Source organism: Citrobacter gillenii (genome assembly GCF_013337685.1).
GTDB classification, from domain to species: Bacteria; Pseudomonadota; Gammaproteobacteria; order Enterobacterales; family Enterobacteriaceae; genus Citrobacter; species Citrobacter gillenii.
Window position 1 is genome coordinate 447,040 of the sequence record NZ_SUQN01000003.1, and the last position, 15,931, is coordinate 462,970.

Annotated in this window: 19 protein-coding genes; 4 read left to right on the forward strand and 15 right to left on the reverse strand. The window is 52.5% G+C overall.

What is annotated here, in order from left to right; all coding sequences use genetic code 11:
* Positions 1-48: 48 nt before the first annotated feature.
* Positions 49-1,620: a methyl-accepting chemotaxis protein gene (locus FCH32_RS09370; RefSeq protein WP_174360803.1), complete on the reverse strand. Its 1,572-nt coding sequence runs from the start codon at positions 1,618-1,620 to the stop codon at positions 49-51.
* Positions 1,621-1,865: 245 nt separating this feature from the next.
* On the opposite strand from FCH32_RS09370, the gene ytfE reads away from it, so the two are divergent.
* Positions 1,866-2,528, forward strand: a complete 663-nt coding sequence (ytfE, locus tag FCH32_RS09375; protein WP_115259604.1) for an iron-sulfur cluster repair protein YtfE — start codon at positions 1,866-1,868, stop codon at positions 2,526-2,528.
* A gap of 63 nt (positions 2,529-2,591) precedes the next feature.
* On the opposite strand, the gene cycA is transcribed toward ytfE, so the two are convergent.
* Together cycA and fklB are read right to left on the reverse strand one after the other, a co-directional pair.
* Entirely contained in the window at positions 2,592-4,001 is a 1,410-nt protein-coding gene (gene cycA / locus FCH32_RS09380) for a D-serine/D-alanine/glycine transporter (protein ID WP_096758556.1), read from the reverse strand.
* Positions 4,002-4,310: 309 nt separating this feature from the next.
* A complete protein-coding gene (gene fklB, locus FCH32_RS09385; RefSeq protein WP_168246986.1) occupies positions 4,311-4,931 on the reverse strand; it encodes a BamJ family beta-barrel-assembly machinery protein in 621 nt (206 codons plus the stop codon).
* Between the two features lie 219 nt (positions 4,932-5,150).
* On the opposite strand from fklB, the gene FCH32_RS09390 reads away from it, so the two are divergent.
* Positions 5,151-5,801, forward strand: coding sequence for an OapA family protein (locus tag FCH32_RS09390; protein WP_096758557.1), 651 nt, complete (start codon positions 5,151-5,153; stop codon positions 5,799-5,801).
* A gap of 88 nt (positions 5,802-5,889) precedes the next feature.
* On the opposite strand, the gene FCH32_RS09395 is transcribed toward FCH32_RS09390, so the two are convergent.
* The 6 genes from FCH32_RS09395 to FCH32_RS09420 form a co-directional block, all read right to left on the reverse strand.
* On the reverse strand, positions 5,890-6,816 hold the full coding sequence (locus FCH32_RS09395; protein ID WP_096759481.1) for a DMT family transporter: 927 nt from the start codon (positions 6,814-6,816) through the stop codon (positions 5,890-5,892).
* Positions 6,817-6,958: 142 nt separating this feature from the next.
* Positions 6,959-7,408 carry a 50S ribosomal protein L9 gene (rplI, locus tag FCH32_RS09400; RefSeq protein ID WP_003025676.1) on the reverse strand — a complete coding sequence of 150 codons (450 nt, stop codon included), beginning with the start codon at positions 7,406-7,408 and terminating at the stop codon, positions 6,959-6,961.
* 39 nt (positions 7,409-7,447) lie between these two features.
* Entirely contained in the window at positions 7,448-7,675 is a 228-nt protein-coding gene (rpsR, locus tag FCH32_RS09405) for a 30S ribosomal protein S18 (protein ID WP_002210155.1), read from the reverse strand.
* A gap of 4 nt (positions 7,676-7,679) precedes the next feature.
* Positions 7,680-7,994, reverse strand: a complete 315-nt coding sequence (gene priB, locus FCH32_RS09410) for a primosomal replication protein N (RefSeq protein ID WP_096758558.1) — start codon at positions 7,992-7,994, stop codon at positions 7,680-7,682.
* A 6-nt stretch (positions 7,995-8,000) separates the two neighbouring features.
* Positions 8,001-8,396 (reverse strand): 30S ribosomal protein S6, encoded by a 396-nt coding sequence (gene rpsF, locus FCH32_RS09415; RefSeq protein ID WP_096758559.1) that lies wholly within the window; start codon positions 8,394-8,396, stop codon positions 8,001-8,003.
* Between the two features lie 158 nt (positions 8,397-8,554).
* The gene (locus tag FCH32_RS09420; protein ID WP_153880279.1) at positions 8,555-9,319 is read right to left on the reverse strand and encodes a TSUP family transporter; all 765 of its coding nucleotides are present in this window, start codon (positions 9,317-9,319) and stop codon (positions 8,555-8,557) included.
* 298 nt (positions 9,320-9,617) lie between these two features.
* Here FCH32_RS09420 and yjfY point away from each other — a divergent pair, with 298 nt between their 5' ends.
* Positions 9,618-9,893: a DUF1471 family protein YjfY gene (gene yjfY, locus FCH32_RS09425; protein ID WP_096758561.1), complete on the forward strand. Its 276-nt coding sequence runs from the start codon at positions 9,618-9,620 to the stop codon at positions 9,891-9,893.
* Between the two features lie 136 nt (positions 9,894-10,029).
* Here yjfY and FCH32_RS09430 read toward each other — a convergent pair whose 3' ends face one another.
* From FCH32_RS09430 to ulaA, 6 genes are read right to left on the reverse strand one after another with little or no spacing between them, the layout of a single operon-like run.
* Entirely contained in the window at positions 10,030-10,716 is a 687-nt protein-coding gene (locus tag FCH32_RS09430; RefSeq protein WP_135912685.1) for an L-ribulose-5-phosphate 4-epimerase, read from the reverse strand.
* A complete protein-coding gene (ulaE, locus tag FCH32_RS09435; protein WP_117342423.1) occupies positions 10,716-11,570 on the reverse strand; it encodes an L-ribulose-5-phosphate 3-epimerase UlaE in 855 nt (284 codons plus the stop codon). Before ulaE ends, FCH32_RS09430 begins: the two co-directional genes overlap by 1 nt.
* A gap of 9 nt (positions 11,571-11,579) precedes the next feature.
* A complete protein-coding gene (ulaD, locus tag FCH32_RS09440; RefSeq protein WP_096758564.1) occupies positions 11,580-12,230 on the reverse strand; it encodes a 3-keto-L-gulonate-6-phosphate decarboxylase UlaD in 651 nt (216 codons plus the stop codon).
* Between the two features lie 13 nt (positions 12,231-12,243).
* The gene (ulaC, locus tag FCH32_RS09445; RefSeq protein ID WP_096758565.1) at positions 12,244-12,711 is read right to left on the reverse strand and encodes a PTS ascorbate transporter subunit IIA; all 468 of its coding nucleotides are present in this window, start codon (positions 12,709-12,711) and stop codon (positions 12,244-12,246) included.
* Between the two features lie 9 nt (positions 12,712-12,720).
* Positions 12,721-13,026 (reverse strand): PTS ascorbate transporter subunit IIB, encoded by a 306-nt coding sequence (ulaB, locus tag FCH32_RS09450; protein WP_096758566.1) that lies wholly within the window; start codon positions 13,024-13,026, stop codon positions 12,721-12,723.
* A 15-nt stretch (positions 13,027-13,041) separates the two neighbouring features.
* Positions 13,042-14,439 carry a PTS ascorbate transporter subunit IIC gene (gene ulaA / locus FCH32_RS09455; protein ID WP_096758567.1) on the reverse strand — a complete coding sequence of 466 codons (1,398 nt, stop codon included), beginning with the start codon at positions 14,437-14,439 and terminating at the stop codon, positions 13,042-13,044.
* Between the two features lie 366 nt (positions 14,440-14,805).
* On the opposite strand from ulaA, the gene ulaG reads away from it, so the two are divergent.
* Positions 14,806-15,870 carry an L-ascorbate 6-phosphate lactonase gene (ulaG, locus tag FCH32_RS09460; RefSeq protein WP_096758568.1) on the forward strand — a complete coding sequence of 355 codons (1,065 nt, stop codon included), beginning with the start codon at positions 14,806-14,808 and terminating at the stop codon, positions 15,868-15,870.
* Positions 15,871-15,931 lie beyond the last annotated feature (61 nt).

Consider the following 15,931-nt stretch of genomic DNA (forward strand, 5'->3'; position numbering starts at 1 on the left):
TGGCGCTGCGCTTATCCGGCCTACGAGATAATAGGCCGGATAAGGCGTTTACGCCGCCATTCGGCGCGACACTTTAAATACCGCAACGGTCTGATTCAGGCGTGCCGCCTGTTCTTCGAGCGCCGCCGCCGCTGACGCGGATTCTTCCACCAGCGAGGCGTTTTGCTGCGTCACGCGATCCATCTCGGCAACGGCCTGACCAACCTGATCGATTCCCCGACTCTGCTCATCAGAGGCCGAAGCAATCTCACCCATGATATCGGTCACGCGGGTGACGGCGCTGACGATCTCCGCCATTGTTTCACCCGCCTCATGCACCAGTGCGGTACCGGCGTTGACCCGATGACCAGAATCATCAATCAGGGCCTTAATCTCTTTAGCCGCCTGCGCGCTGCGCTGCGCCAGAGTGCGCACTTCTCCTGCTACTACCGCAAAACCACGCCCCTGTTCACCGGCCCGTGCGGCTTCTACCGCCGCGTTCAGCGCCAGAATATTGGTCTGGAAGGCAATACCGTCAATAACAGTGGTAATTTGCGCGATTTTGCTGGAACTGGTGGCAATTTCATCCATGGTACGCACCACGCCATCAACCACCGTGCCGCCTTTTTGCGCCGTCTGCGAGGCATTTTTTGCAAGGCTAGTCGCCTGTCGTGCATTATCCGCATTCTGTCTCACGGTAGCGGTGAGCTGTTCCATGCTGGCTGCCGTTTCCTCCAGCGATGCGGCCTGCTGTTCGGTACGCGAGGAGAGATCGTTGCTGCCCGCGGCGATTTCACCCGCCCCGGTGTAAATCGTATCGGCCCCGTCACGCACCACGCTAACCGTGTTCGCCAGCGACTGCTGCATATCGCGGACGTTACGTGCCAGCAGCGCCATTTCATTGCTGCCGTCAGCACTGATGCTGTGGGTCAGGTCACCCGCGGCAATATGGCGAATATGTTCCATCACCTCGCGCAGTGGCTTCAACAGTACGCGCTGCATGGCTATCCAGCTAACGACAATCACCGTGACCACAATCAGCATGACGGCAGACAGCAACCAGATAATTTTCTGGTAGTCATTCTCGTTATCCTGCACGCCCGCATTTGCCAGCGCGGATTGTGCCGCACGCCATTCCTGATACACACCCTGCATTGCCGTCTGCTTTTGTTCAGCATTCTGTTTGAACATCTCTTCCAGTTTGCCTTCCGCCAGCAGCGCGTTCATTTTGGCAAGCGTGGTCGAATAAATGCCGTACTGCTCTTCCAGTCGATCAGCCAGATGTTCATCCAGACCCGGCGTTTCCGGCAACGCATAGTATTTATCGTAATGCTCTTTCGCTTCTGCCAGCAGTCGATTTGCCGTGCTTACCAGCGCTGTTAGCTGCCCGCCGTTCACCTCGCTGGCCATCGTGCCCTGCAGACGCAGCATGCCCCGGTTGAGCGTGACGCGCGCCTGGTTCAGGCTAATCCACGCATCGGTAAACTCGGCCACGTTCTGGCTGGAAAGCTGAGACACGTTAAAATTTTGCTTATCGTTGTTGAGTGCGCCAATAAAGACGCCTGCGGAGATGAGCTGCATCGCGCCCAGGGAAAGTAACACGGTGATAAGTAAGGTTATCACTTTGATTCGTTTGAACATCTGTTGCCTTTTTATTATGCAGGTATTGTCTGAGGTCTAACTATCGGCAGCCGCGCCCGCTTATTTAATCTTCTGACGCGGCTTTTTTCGCCGTTTTACGCCTTTTCAATAAGATTCAGCAGGTTAACGGTATAAGAAATTTTCGTGACAGCCATCACAAATCCCACCACCCCGAAAGGGGTATATCCTTCGCTATAAGTTGCATTTAAAATACATCTTATATTATTGAGAATGAGGTAACGGCTATGTCTTATCGCGATCAACCTTTAGGTGAACTGGCGCTCTCTATTCCTCGCGCTTCGGCACTGTTTCGTAAGTACGATATGGATTACTGCTGCGGCGGTAAGCAAACGCTGGCACGCGCTGCCGCACGTAAAGAGCTGGATGTCGAGGCTATCGAAGCCGAACTGGCAAAACTGGCTGAGCAACCGTTGGAAAAAGACTGGCGCAGCGTGGCACTGGCAGAAATTATCGACCATATCGTCGTTCGTTATCATGACCGCCACCGCGAACAGCTGCCGGAACTGATCCTGCAGGCCACCAAAGTTGAACGCGTGCACGCAGACAAGCCAAACGTACCACGCGGTCTGGCGAAAAACCTGACCATGCTGCATGACGAGCTGTCCAGCCACATGATGAAAGAAGAGCAGATCCTGTTCCCGATGATCAAACAGGGAATGGGTAGCCAGGCAATGGGGCCAATCAGCGTAATGGAAAGCGAGCATGACGACGCCGGTGAGCTGGTCGAAGTGATCAAGCACATCACCCAAAACGTGACGCCGCCGCCGGAAGCCTGCACCACCTGGAAAGCCATGTATAACGGCATTAACGAACTGATCGACGACCTGATGGAACACATCAGTCTGGAAAACAATGTATTGTTCCCGCGTGCCCTCGCTGGTGAATAAAAAGGGCGCCTGAGAGCGCCCTGATTGATGAAGCATTAGAGCCGCGTCGCGGCTCTTTTTTTATTAACGTACACCTGCCATACGTTTCTTACCGATAAACAACCAGCCCAGCCCCAGCGCAATGAACCACAGCGGCGTGACGATCAGCGCCTGACGGGTATCTTCTTCCAGCGTCAGCAGTACCAGCACGAACACGAAGAACGCCATGCACACCCAGCACATCACCTTGCCCCACGGCATTTTGTAAATCGACTTCTCATGCAGCTGCGGACGCTGTTTGCGGTACACCAGGTACGAGCAAAGAATGATGGTCCAGACAAACATGAACAGAATCGCCGATACGGTGGTGATCATGGTGAACGCACCGATCACGCTCGGATTAACGTACAGCATCACCACACCGCCCAGCAGGCAGATACAGGAGAAGGTTAAGCCTTTCGCCGGAACAGCACGTTTGGACAGCTTGGCGAACGCTTTCGGTGCCACGCCTTCCTGCGCCAGACCGAACAACATACGGCTAGTCGAGAACACACCGCTGTTCGCAGAAGACGCCGCAGACGTCAGAACCACAAAGTTAATCAGGCTCGCCGCCGCCGGCAAGCCGACCAGCACGAACAGTTCGACAAACGGGCTCTTGGTTGGAACCACCGAGCCCCACGGGGTGACGGACATAATCACAATCAGCGCGAACACGTAGAACATGATGATACGGATTGGAATCGAGTTAATCGCACGCGGCAGGGATTTCTCCGGATCTTTGGTTTCCGCCGCTGTCGTCCCGACCAATTCAATACCCACGAACGCAAACACCGCAATCTGGAAGCCCGCAAAGAAGCCGCTCAGACCTTTCGGGAACCAGCCACCGTCATTCCACAGGTGGGTGAACGATGCCTGAACGCCAGTAGGTGACTGGAAGTGCGTCAGCACCATCACCAGACCAACCACGATCAGGCCGACGATGGCGACAATTTTGATCATCGCAAACCAGAATTCCATCTCACCAAACATTTTCACCGTGGCGAGGTTGAGGACCAGCAGCAGAATGATTACCGCCAGCGATGCCACCCAGTCGGATAGCCCAGGGAACCAGAATTGCGCATACGCGGTAATGGCAACGACGTCCGCCATTCCGGTCACGACCCAGCAAAACCAGTAGGTCCAGCCGGTAAAATACCCAGCCCACGGCCCGAGCAGGTCAGAGGCGAAATCACTAAAAGATTTGTATTCGAGATTCGAGAGCAGCAATTCTCCCATTGCGCGCATCACGAAAAACAGCATAAAACCGATGATCATATAAACAAAGATGATCGACGGCCCGGCGAGGCTGATGGTTTTCCCGGAGCCCATAAACAGGCCGGTACCGATAGCGCCACCAATGGCAATAAGTTGAATATGACGGTTTGTGAGATTGCGCCGCAGCGACTGTTCAGACGAAGCCTCTTCGTCGGCAACGACTTTTACCTGATCTACCATGTTTTTTTCTTCCTGTACCTGTCTGTGTTGTTCAGGCTCTACGGCCTTTGGTGTGTCTATGATACGACGATCCCGTTATCAGGACTCATCGATATTAGGTAAGAATTGGCGGGATGAATACTAAGATTTAGATATAATGTTAATTTTATGTTTAAAGTGAGTGTCATATCACTCTGATAGCGCGAATCAGCTCACAAAAATACGCGTAAGTGCGCTATTTGCAAGATAAAATATCGACATCGGTATAACTATAGCTTTTCACGCTATTTTTCTGCTCCCCCCAAGGCTGAGGGGAACAGAAGTCACTGCTTACAGGATTTCAAGCAGCTCAACGTCGAATACCAGCGTGCTGAACGGAGGAATGGACGCACCCGCGCCACGCTCGCCGTAGGCCAGTTCCTGAGGGATAGTCAGCTCCCATTTGGAACCCACCGGCATCAGGGTCAGCGCTTCAATCCAGCCAGGGATAACGCCGTTAACCGGGAATTCAGCCGGTTCACCACGGGCAACGGAGCTGTCGAACACGGTACCGTCGATCAGTTTACCGGTGTAGTGCACGCGTACACGGTCGGTACGTGCCGGAATAGCCCCTTCGCCCTGCGTCAGAACGCGGAACTGCAGACCGGATTCAGTGCTGTTTACACCGTCTTTCTCACGGTTTTCTTCCAGATATTTGACGCCATCAGCAGCCATAGACTGGAAACGCTCGCGACGGACCGCATCAGCACGTTCGTGGATTTCACGCAGCGCACGGTGCACAACGTCAACCGGCACAGCTGGATGTTTGCCTTCCAGCGCGTCAGCAATACCCGCAACCAGCGCTTCAGGCAACAGCCCTTCCAGACCGGATTCGCTCAGCTGCTGTCCTACCTGCAAACCAATGCCGTAGCTTGCTTGCGCTTCGATAGTGTCAAAAGTCGGGGTGGCCATCATATTTCCTTTCATCGGAGGTAAAGTAGCGGGCAGCATAGCAGCCATGCCGCATCCGGTAAAACTTTGTCTCGGGAACAGATGACAAATCGCGAGGAAACATAAACAATAGGAATATCCCGCGTTGACGTCACGAAAGCGGGCATGAAGGCAAATATCATAGAATCAGGCATCTATACTCTATGATTCAGGAACGAGACGCGGAGCAGGAGGAAAGCCATGCCCGGGCGCTTTGAATTAAAACCAACCCTGGCGAAAATCTGGCATGCACCGGACAATTTTCGCATTATGGACCCGCTACCGCCTATGCATCGCCGCGGCATTATTGCTGCCGCTATCGTGCTGGTGATAGGTTTCCTGCTCCCTTCCAACGATACCAGCGATACTCCTGCGGTCACACGTGATGCCCAGTTGGATCTCCAGTCGCAATCGCAGCCACCCACTGAAGCTCAGCTGCAGGCGCAGCTGGTCGCCCCGCAAAACGATCCGGGTCAGATGGCACCGGTCGCACCGGAACCCATCCAGGAAGGCGATCCCGATGCGCAGCCGCAAGCCCAGCAGTCCCAGCCTCAGACGCAGCCTTTTCAGCCCGATAGCGGGATTGACCAACAATGGCGTACCTACCGTGTAGACTCCGGAAAAACGCTCGCCCAGGTGTTCCGTGACCATAATCTTCCACCGACCGATGTGTATGCCATGGCGCAGGTTGAAGGTACCGGAAAACCGCTGAGCAACCTGAAAGACGGTCAGATGATACAAATCAGGCAGAATGCCAATGGCGTGGTCACGGGGTTAACCATCGATACCGGCAACGGCCAGCAGGTGCTGTTTACCCGCCAGCCTAACGGCAGCTTTATTCGCGCACGTTAAATGTACTGATTGCCGGGTGGCGACTTCGCCTTACCCGGCCTACGGCTCCCGCGATTGTAGGCCTGATAAGCGGTAGTGCCATCAGGCGTTACCGCTTCACCTTATTCACCCACCAAATCCCCGAACAGACCAGCACCAGCGCCACTGCGTATTTCCATTCGAGAATGTTCTCACCAAGAAAAATCGACGACAGCACCGCACCAGAGACCGGGATCAGGAAGTTAAACGGCGCGATCATTCCCACGCGGTTGTATTTGAGCAGAATACTCCACAGTGCGAACGCCACTGAGGAGAGCAGCGTCAGGTAGCCCAGAATCGCCACCGATGCAGAGCCGTGGACGGTAAGTGTTCCGCCAAAAGCGTAGCCACCGATAACCAGAGCCAGACCGCCCATCCCCAGCTGATACCCCGTCATTACCGTCGGGTCAACCGTCTGCGAAATACGTTTTCCGTACAGCGTAGCGGCAGAGAGAATAAAGGCCGCCAATACCACTGAACCGTCTCCTAACAGGGTAAAGCTAAAATCCATCAGCCCACTGTTAAAATTCACCACCATCACGCCAGCAAAGCCCAGAATGCAGCCCAACGCTTTGTTGTAGCTCAGCTTGTCGTTCTGATAGATAAAGTGGGCCAGCAGCACACTAAAGAACGTTCCGGTGGCGTTCATGATTGAGCCTTTCACACCCGTGGTGAAGGCCAGACCGATATAGAAGAAGATGTATTGCAGCGAGGTTTGCGTCAGCCCCAGCAGCGTAAGCTGACCAAATTGACGCGGACTTAACCTGCCAATGGGTTTGCGCTGCGCCATCGCCAGCAGTAGCAGCAATAACCCCGCAAACAAAAATCGGTATCCGGCAAAAACAATCTTTGACGGAATATCATCGGTGGCAATCTGGAAAATCTCATATCCGCTTTTAATCGCCGGATAGGCGCTCCCCCACAGCAGGCAGCAAAATGCCGCGCTCAGGTAGACCACGTTTTTACGCGCGAACAGAGGTTGGTGCGTTGTGTCCATGCCATCACCACTTTGAAATTGTGTTTTATTTTTATGATTATCGCGAAAAGGATAAAGAATAGCCAGAGCGAAAAACAGGAGGGCAGAAAAGCAAAACGCCGGCACAAGGCCGGCGCTTTTACGCGGTTTTTAGAATAAAAACTTATTCTGCAACTACGTTTACAGTCAGCTTAGCAAACACTTCGCTGTGAACCTGGAAGCTCACTTCGTGCTCGCCAGTGGTACGCAGAACGCCGTTCGGCAGACGAACTTCGCTCTTAGCTACTTCAACGCCAGCTGCAGTTACAGCGTCAGCGATGTCGCGAGTACCGATGGAACCGAACAGTTTACCTTCGTCGCCTGCTTTAGACGCGATGGTTACGGTTTCCAGTGCATTGATTTTCTCAGCGCGAGCTTCAGCAGCAGACAGAACGTCAGCCAGTTTGGCTTCCAGTTCAGCGCGACGTGCTTCGAAGAATTCAACGTTTTTCTTGGTAGCAGGAACAGCTTTACCCTGTGGTACCAGGAAGTTACGAGCGTAGCCCGCTTTAACGTTAACCTGATCACCCAGGCTACCCAGGTTTGCTACTTTATCAAGCAGAATAACTTGCATTACCTTATCCTCTTAAAGTCGTTAATAGACAGCGGCCGATTACTGATGACGATCGGTATACGGCAGCAGGGACAGGTAGCGAGCGCGCTTGATGCAGCGAGCCAGCTGACGCTGGTATTTTGCACGAGTACCGGTGATACGGCTCGGGACAATTTTACCGCTTTCGGTAATGTAGTTTTTCAACGTTGCGATGTCTTTGTAATCAATCTCAACAACGCCTTCCGCGGTGAAACGGCAGAACTTGCGACGACGGAAATAACGTGCCATATGGCTAGTCTCCAGAATCTATCAATTCAATCTGCTCGGCATGCAGAACCATTTTGCTCAGGCCGTTCTTTGCCTTGTGGCAAGAAATGAACCCCTGAACAGTTACTGCGCTACCGACCGTTATACTGTGAGTAATGGCCTGGTTTTCGTGTCCGCTAATAATAACGGGCATTTGGCACCACGCCTGCCGGTGGAAACCGGCTTCCTCCTGCACAGAACGATGCTCAAGCACGAACTGGCAATGAGGAATTCCTGATGGGCTGACCTTGCGAAGCGGCGTCCTGCACACTGTGCCAGATAACACCAAACGGTTGGTCATCAGAAATTACTCTTCAGAATCCCCAGCTTCAGCATCATCTGCGGTTTCGTTAGCGAAATCATCGCGACGTTCACGACGCTCGTCTTTCGCTTTAACCATCGGAGATGCTTCGGTAACAGCGTGCTTAGTACGCATTACCATGCTACGGATAACGGCATCGTTGAAGCGGAAGTTTGTTTCCAGCTCATCGATAACTTCCTGCGGCGCTTCAACGTTCAGCAGAACGTAGTGAGCTTTGTGCAGTTTGTTGATCGGGTAAGCCAGCTGACGGCGGCCCCAGTCTTCCAGACGGTGGATCGTGCCTTCTGCTGCAGTGATTGCACCAGTGTAGCGTTCGATCATACCCGGAACCTGTTCGCTCTGGTCAGGATGGACCATAAAAACGATTTCGTAATGACGCATCGAATTGCTCCTTACGGATTATTCAGCCTCCTGTCTGGGTCAGCCGAGGCCCATGGAGGCAAGGAACGTGTTAAAGGTCGGCTGAAAAATGACGCGTCATAATACTGGCGGTAGCAGGTAAACTCAAGGTGATTGTATGAATATTTATCAAACCGTCATTAATACATATCCACCAGCATTTTGACACTGATGCAAATCGAGACAATCACAATCATCGGTCGGATGACTTTCTTCCCACGCGTCAGTACCACCGAGGCTCCAAGACGCGCACCGAGAGATTGCCCAACGAACATCACCAGTCCCAGCGACCAGATCATTTTACCGCCGAAAATGAAGAACAGAATCGAGGCGATGTTCGACGCCAGGTTAATAAAGTTGGAGTGAATTTGCGCCTTATCGATGCTGTATCCCCATAACGTGATATAGCAGAGCGTATACAAGGAACCGGCCCCTGCGCCGAGAAAACCGTCATAAAAACCTACGCACCCACCGCCGATAAGTGAAAAGAGAAACAGCGATACCTGCTGCTTTCTTTTTGGTTCGCTCAGGTTAGGGGCAAAAATAAAGTAGATGGCGACGGTAATTATCAGCACCGGCAGCAGCTTTTTTAGCAGGTCCGGCTCAATGAACTGAATCAGTGTGGTACCCAGCGCGGAACCGATAAAGGCAGATAAGAACACATACTTGTGTTCCTGCACGTTGATATGCCCCCGGCGCAAAAAGTAAATCCCAGAGGTGAGTGAACTACCCAGAGCCTGAATTTTATTGGTCGCCAGCGCATTGGCCGGCGGTAAACCGGAGATCAACAATGCGCCAATTGAAAGAAACCCACCGCCCCCTGAAACCACATTAATAAAACCCGCCACCAGCGCAACCATAAACATAATCACGAAGTAGCTGAAATCCATGAATGAAGTATCCATAAGCTTTTGCCTTATAATCATGAAGTTATATTCTTTTTCAGCTCACTATAAACGGCGTACCCTTCCGGTTAAATTGACCATTTGGTAAGAGCTTATGCCGGGGAAACAGGAATTTTTTAACCGTAGCGGAAGGTATCAGTTGATTGTTAATTAAAGAAAAGACGGCTATGCGGTAATTTTTTGAACAACTGCATCAGAAATGGTCGCTATCGACTCTGTCGGTTGTGGTTAAAATTAAATCAGAAGTTATCCACTCACAGGAGAGCGCTAACCAGAGACCGCGGTCGAGGAGGTACCTATGCGAACCCGTGTGTTGACCCTTTTGGCCGTGCTATTGCTCAGTGCAAATGCAATGGCAGCCATTGAAATTACCCACCGTCAGGCCAGGAATATGGATGATGTGCAGAGCTTAGGCGTGATTTACATAAACCATAACTTCGCCACTGAAAGTGAAGCAAATCAGGCCCTGAATGAAGAAACAGATGCGCAAGGCGCCACCTACTACCACGTGATCCTCACCAGGGAACCCGGAAGTAACGGAAATATGCACGCCAGCGCGGATATTTATCGCTAGCTACCCAGAAATAACCAACGAGAACATTGCCACAGTTTGACTTGCCCCCTTGATTGGGGGCTTTTTTTTGCAGTAAAACGCCGCCGAAGCCAGACCGATAACATCCCCTTAAAGATTTAGCTCCGGGGCATTTTTCTTACTTCTGCCCGTAATAGGCGTTCGGACCGTGCTTACGCATGAAGTGTTTATTCATCAGGTAATCGTCGATGGGGTTAAGCCCGGGGTTAATGCCGCGCGCAATCCACGCCATCTTTGCCACCTCCTCCATCACCACCGCATTATGCACCGCATCCTCGGCATCTTTACCCCAGGCAAACGGGCCGTGCTGATAGACCACAATGCCCGGCGTATGTAACGGCTCAACGTCGGCTAGCGTTTCTATGATCACCTTTCCTGTGTTCAGCTCATATTCGCCCTGCACTTCTTCTTCCGTTAATGCCCTGGTGCAGGGAATATCGCCAAAAAAGTAATCCGCATGGGTGGTTCCCAGCGCCGGGATCGCCTGCCCCGCCTGCGCCCATGCTGTGGCGTGGGTAGAGTGGGTATGCACTACGCCGCCAAGCGATGGATAACGCTGATACAGCGCCAGATGAGTCGCGGTATCAGAGGAAGGGCGATAGCCACCCTCCACCACGTTCCCTGACATATCCACCACCACCATATCGTCTACTGTCATATGCGTATAGGCGACACCGCTGGGCTTGATTACCACCTGCCCGCGTTCACGGTCGATAGCGCTGACGTTGCCCCAGGTAAAGGTCACGAGGCCATAGCGCGGTAGATCCATATTGGCTTCGAACACCTGCTGTTTGAGTTTTTGCATTACGCCGCCTCCACCAGACCTGCGCTTGCCATTCGGGCCTTCACCCAGTCACGCGCTTTCGCCACTTCCGCCGCCGGGTCGTCAGTGGTTTCACTCCACATCTCAATCAGATAGGGTCCGCAATAGCCACTCTGCTTGAGCGTCTCAAAACAACGCTCGAAATCGACAACGCCCTCGCCAAACGGTACGTTCTTGAATACGCCGGGTTTAGTGTCTTTCACGTGTACGGCGACGATGTGTCCGATTCCGGCCTGTAGCTCCATCTGTACGTCGTTATCCCACGCCGACAGGTTGCCGATGTCTGGGTAGAGCTGGAACCACGGGTTATTCAGGTAGTGCGCGTAGCCTAGCGCCTTGCTGATCGAGTTCATCAGCGGGTAATCCATGATCTCCATCGCCAGCGTCACCTGTGCGCGGCTCGCCATCTCGACGCTCTCTTTCAGCCCGTCGCGAAAACGCCGACGCGTCTCGTTGTTGGCTTCTTGATAGTAAACGTCATAGCCCGCCAGTTGGATGACTCGAATGCCGACGTCCTGGGCGAACTGGATCGCTTTACGCATGATCTCCAGCCCCTGCGCACGTACCACGTCATCTTCACTGCCGAGCGGGAAGCGACGATGGGCGCTCAGGCACATCGACGGTACCCGCACGCCGGTTTCGGCAACGGCGTTAACCAACGTCAGACGCTGCTCACGGCTCCAGTCGAGACGCGCCAGGCGAGCGTCGGTTTCATCTACTGACATCTCAACGAAGTCAAAACCCAGCGTTTTCGCAAGCTGTAGCCGCTCCATCCAGCACTCTCCGGCGGGGAGTGCTTTCTCGTAGATGCCGAGCGGAATTTGTTTCGACAGCATAATTGCTCCTTAGCCCCACAGCTGGGCAATAGAGCGTTTAAACTGACGCGCGGCTTCAACCGGGGAAGCGGCATCGCGAATGCTGCGACCCGCGATAAAGACGTGAATCGGAATGCCTTTGAACAGCGGCAGATCTTCCAGCGCCAGGCCACCGGTCACCGTGACCTTAAAGCCCATATCAGACAGACGTTTGATCGCGCTGATATCCGCGTCACCCCACGCCACACCTGCTGCCTGTGCATCGCGACTGCGGTGATACACCACCTGTTGAATGCCCGCTTCACGCCACTCCTGCGCTTGCTCCCAGGTCCAGTAGCCGGTCAGTTCAATCTGCACGTCGCCATTGAACTCTTTCGCCACGTCCAGCGCACCTTTGGTGGTATTGATATCTGCACAGCAGATAACTGTCACCCAATCCGCGTTGGCTTCAAAACACATGCGGGAGAGAATTTTTCCCGCGTCGGCGATTTTGGCGTCTGCCAGCACGATTTTATGCGGATACAGCGCTTTCAGGTCGCGAACCGCACGCACGCCTTCGGCAACACAAAGAATGGTACCCACTTCAATAATGTCTACTTCATCGGCAATCAGGCGTGTCGTTTCATACGCGGAAGACATGGATTGGTTATCCAGCGCAACCTGCAACATAGGTAATGACATTTTGGTGTTCCTTTTAAACAGCCGCCGCGGTGGCGTTATCAATTAAATCCAGCACTTCCTGCGCGGTGCGGCAGGCACGTAAACGGTCGAAGTTAGCTTCATCGTCAAACAGGTTAACGATCTGCATGATGCCCACTTCTTGATGGGTGTTGGCGTCAACAGCCGCCATCGTTATCAGGATATCGACAGGGTCGTTATCTTCATGGTTGAAGACCAGCGGCGTTTTCAGGGTCACCAGCGCAAAACCGGTTTTCTTCACACCTTCTTCTGGGCGCCCGTGCGGCATCGCCAGACCCGGCGCTATCACAAAATAGGGACCATGTTGGGCAACGCCATCCAGAATGGCCTGGTAGTAGCGCGGCTCAACCACATCAGCCTTAACCAGCAGATCAACGCCCAGCTTGACCGCCTCCTGCCAGGTGCTGGCCTCGGCCTGTAATAGGATTGCGTTATTGTCCGCCAATGAATCTCGTAATTTCATATGGCGTCCTTACTTCACATCTTGTGGGAAATGCGCGTTGATCACTTCCAGCAGCTTTGGACCAAAGTCAGCGGGCGACAGCATGTTACGTACACCCACCACGTATTTATTGCCGGTAACGGTAATCTCACCGGCGATGTGGGTGGAGGCGATGATGATATCCGCGCCGCTCAGTTCACTTTTGTATTCACCCACCGCGCAGCTGTTCACCGTGTGGTCGATATTTGACTGGGTTAAAAACTGGTCCACTTTCATTTTCATAATCATGGAGCTGCCTTGCCCATTACCACATACAGCCAGAATACGTACGGTCATAATCGGAACTCCTTATTAAGCAGACTGTTCTGCCAGTTGTTTTTCTGCGTCTTCCTCAGCACGCAATGAGCGTCCTGCGAAAAACATATAAGCCAGTGCAATCACAATAATGACGGCCATAAAAATCAGCCCTATGGAGGCGAAGCCCTGCATCATCGGCGGTGCCAAAATTGACCAGTCCGCCATACCCATCCAGGCGCTCATACCGGTGAGTTTCACCGCCCAGACGCAGCCGAAGATTTCAATCATCCCCATCACCAGGCAAATCTTGAGCGCAGCACGCCAGCCGCCAAAGTGATTAGCAAACACGCCGATAGTGGCGTTAGAGAAGAACATCGGGATAAAGCCCGGAATGATCAGAATGGAGGAACCTACGCCGACAAGGATGCCGACGGCGATCAGCTGACCGATGGTGCCCCACATAAAGCCCCAGACCACAGCATTCGGCGCGAAGCTATAAATGGCCGCACAGTCGATGGCCAGTACCGCCCCTGGGATTAGACGCTGGGAGATACCGTTAAAGGCTTCAGAGAGTTCGGCGACAAACATGCGCACGCCCTGAGTAATAATGAAAATGGCCACCGCAAACGAGAAGCCGGTTTGCAGGATATAGACCGTCCAGTGGGTTTTTCCCGCCATCGCCTGCACCACATCGATACCGAAAGAGAGCAGGATCGCACCGAAGAAAATGGTCATCACAATCGCTGTCGAGACGATGTTGTCGTGGAAGATATTCAGCCAGCCTGGCAGCTTGAGGTCTTCAACGCTTTCCTCCTTTTTGCCCAGATACGGTGCGATTTTATAAGCAATCCACGACGCAAACTGCTGCTGGTGCCCGATAGAGAAGCCGCAGCCATCAGTCACTTCCTGCGTCGGCTTGTACATCATGTTTGAAGTGATGCCCCAGTAAAGCGACACCAGCACCGCAGTGCAGATAATGGTGGTCCACATGGAATAGCCGAAGATATAGAACGAGACCGCAATCAATCCCGCCTGCTGAAACATGATGTGCCCGGTCAGCATGATGGTGCGAATACCGGTAATCCGTCGTAGCAACACGTAACAGATGTTCAGCGCCAGCGCTAACAGCACCGCATAGCCCACCCAGCTATAAGCGTCGCCCATGCGTTCAATGGTTGCCATCATTGAGGCGTAGGTATCGGAAATCGCCCCGTTGATGCCATAAACCTCAGACATCTTCGCCACGACCGGTTTGAACGTGCTGGTGAGAATGCCGGACCCGGCCTGCAGCAGCATAAAGCCGATGATCGTTTTGATAGTGCCCTTGATGATAACGCTGACACTTTTACGCAGCAGGATGTAACCGAGGCAGGTCACAATACCCAACAGCAGCGGGGCGTTGGTCATGACCTGATTAAAGAACACGGTAAAGATGTTGTAGAGGATCTCCATAACGATCTCCAGTAGACGAAGTTGCTGAACATTCATTACAGATGCCCAGGATATTGTGCCCTCACTTTAGTTTTCAAAAGTAATCACATCAAGATTGAATTTGATTAAATGTGATGCAGTACGCAAATTATTCACTTACGAATGAAATGGTTTTTCCCACATTCAATCAAACGAAAATAAAATCAATAAAAACAATTAAATATGATTATTAATTAATGAGATGGCACTTTATCTTATTGCAATATTTATCGAGAGCGTCTCTTTTTGTTGAAAAAACACGCATTGCCATTTTGATAAAATGGTGTCAGGATTAATCAAAATAAGTCACAATTTGATTCAACTTGAACAAACCTGAAGGTAAATGCGATGAGTAAAGTAAAAAGTATCACGCGTGAATCATGGATCCTGAGCACATTCCCGGAGTGGGGCAGCTGGCTAAACGAAGAGATCGAACAAGAACAGGTTGCACCAGGCACCTTTGCGATGTGGTGGCTGGGCTGTACCGGAATTTGGCTGAAATCGGAAGGCGGGACTAACGTCTGCGTTGATTTTTGGTGCGGAACAGGCAAGCAGAGCCACGGTAATCCACTGATGAAAACAGGCCATCAGATGCAGCGTATGGCAGGCGTGAAGAAACTCCAGCCAAACCTGCGCACCACGCCGTTTGTTCTCGATCCTTTCGCTATTCGCCAGATCGATGCCGTTCTCGCCACCCACGATCATAACGATCATATCGACGTGAACGTTGCTGCCGCCGTCATGCAGAACTGTGCCGACGATGTGCCGTTTATCGGACCACAAACCTGTGTGGATCTGTGGGTGGGTTGGGGCGTGCCAAAAGAACGCTGCATCGTGGTGAAGCCAGGCGACGTCGTTAAAGTAAAAGATATTGAAATTCATGCGCTCGACGCGTTTGATCGTACGGCATTGATCACCTTGCCTGCGGATCAAAAAGCGGCAGGTATCCTGCCTGACGGCATGGATGCACGTGCGGTTAACTACCTGTTCAAAACGCCGGGCGGTACGCTATATCACAGCGGTGATTCTCACTACTCCAACTATTATGCAAAGCACGGCAACGAGCATCACATCGACGTCGCACTTGGCTCCTACGGTGAGAACCCGCGCGGTATCACCGACAAAATGACCAGTTCCGATATGCTGCGTATGGCAGAAGCGCTGAACACCCAGGTGGTTATCCCCTTCCACCATGATATCTGGTCAAACTTCCAGGCCGATCCACAGGAGATCCGTGTTCTTTGGGAGATGAAAAAAGACCGGCTGAAGTATGGCTTCAAACCGTTTATCTGGCAGGTTGGCGGCAAGTTCACCTGGCCGCTGGACAAAGATAATTTTGAGTATCACTACCCGCGCGGCTTTGAAGACTGCTTTACCATTGAACCGGATTTACCGTTTAAATCCTTCCTGTGATTGCAGTTAAATGCCGGGTCTTCCCGGCATTTTTACCCATTTATCTTAGTATTTTCAGGCT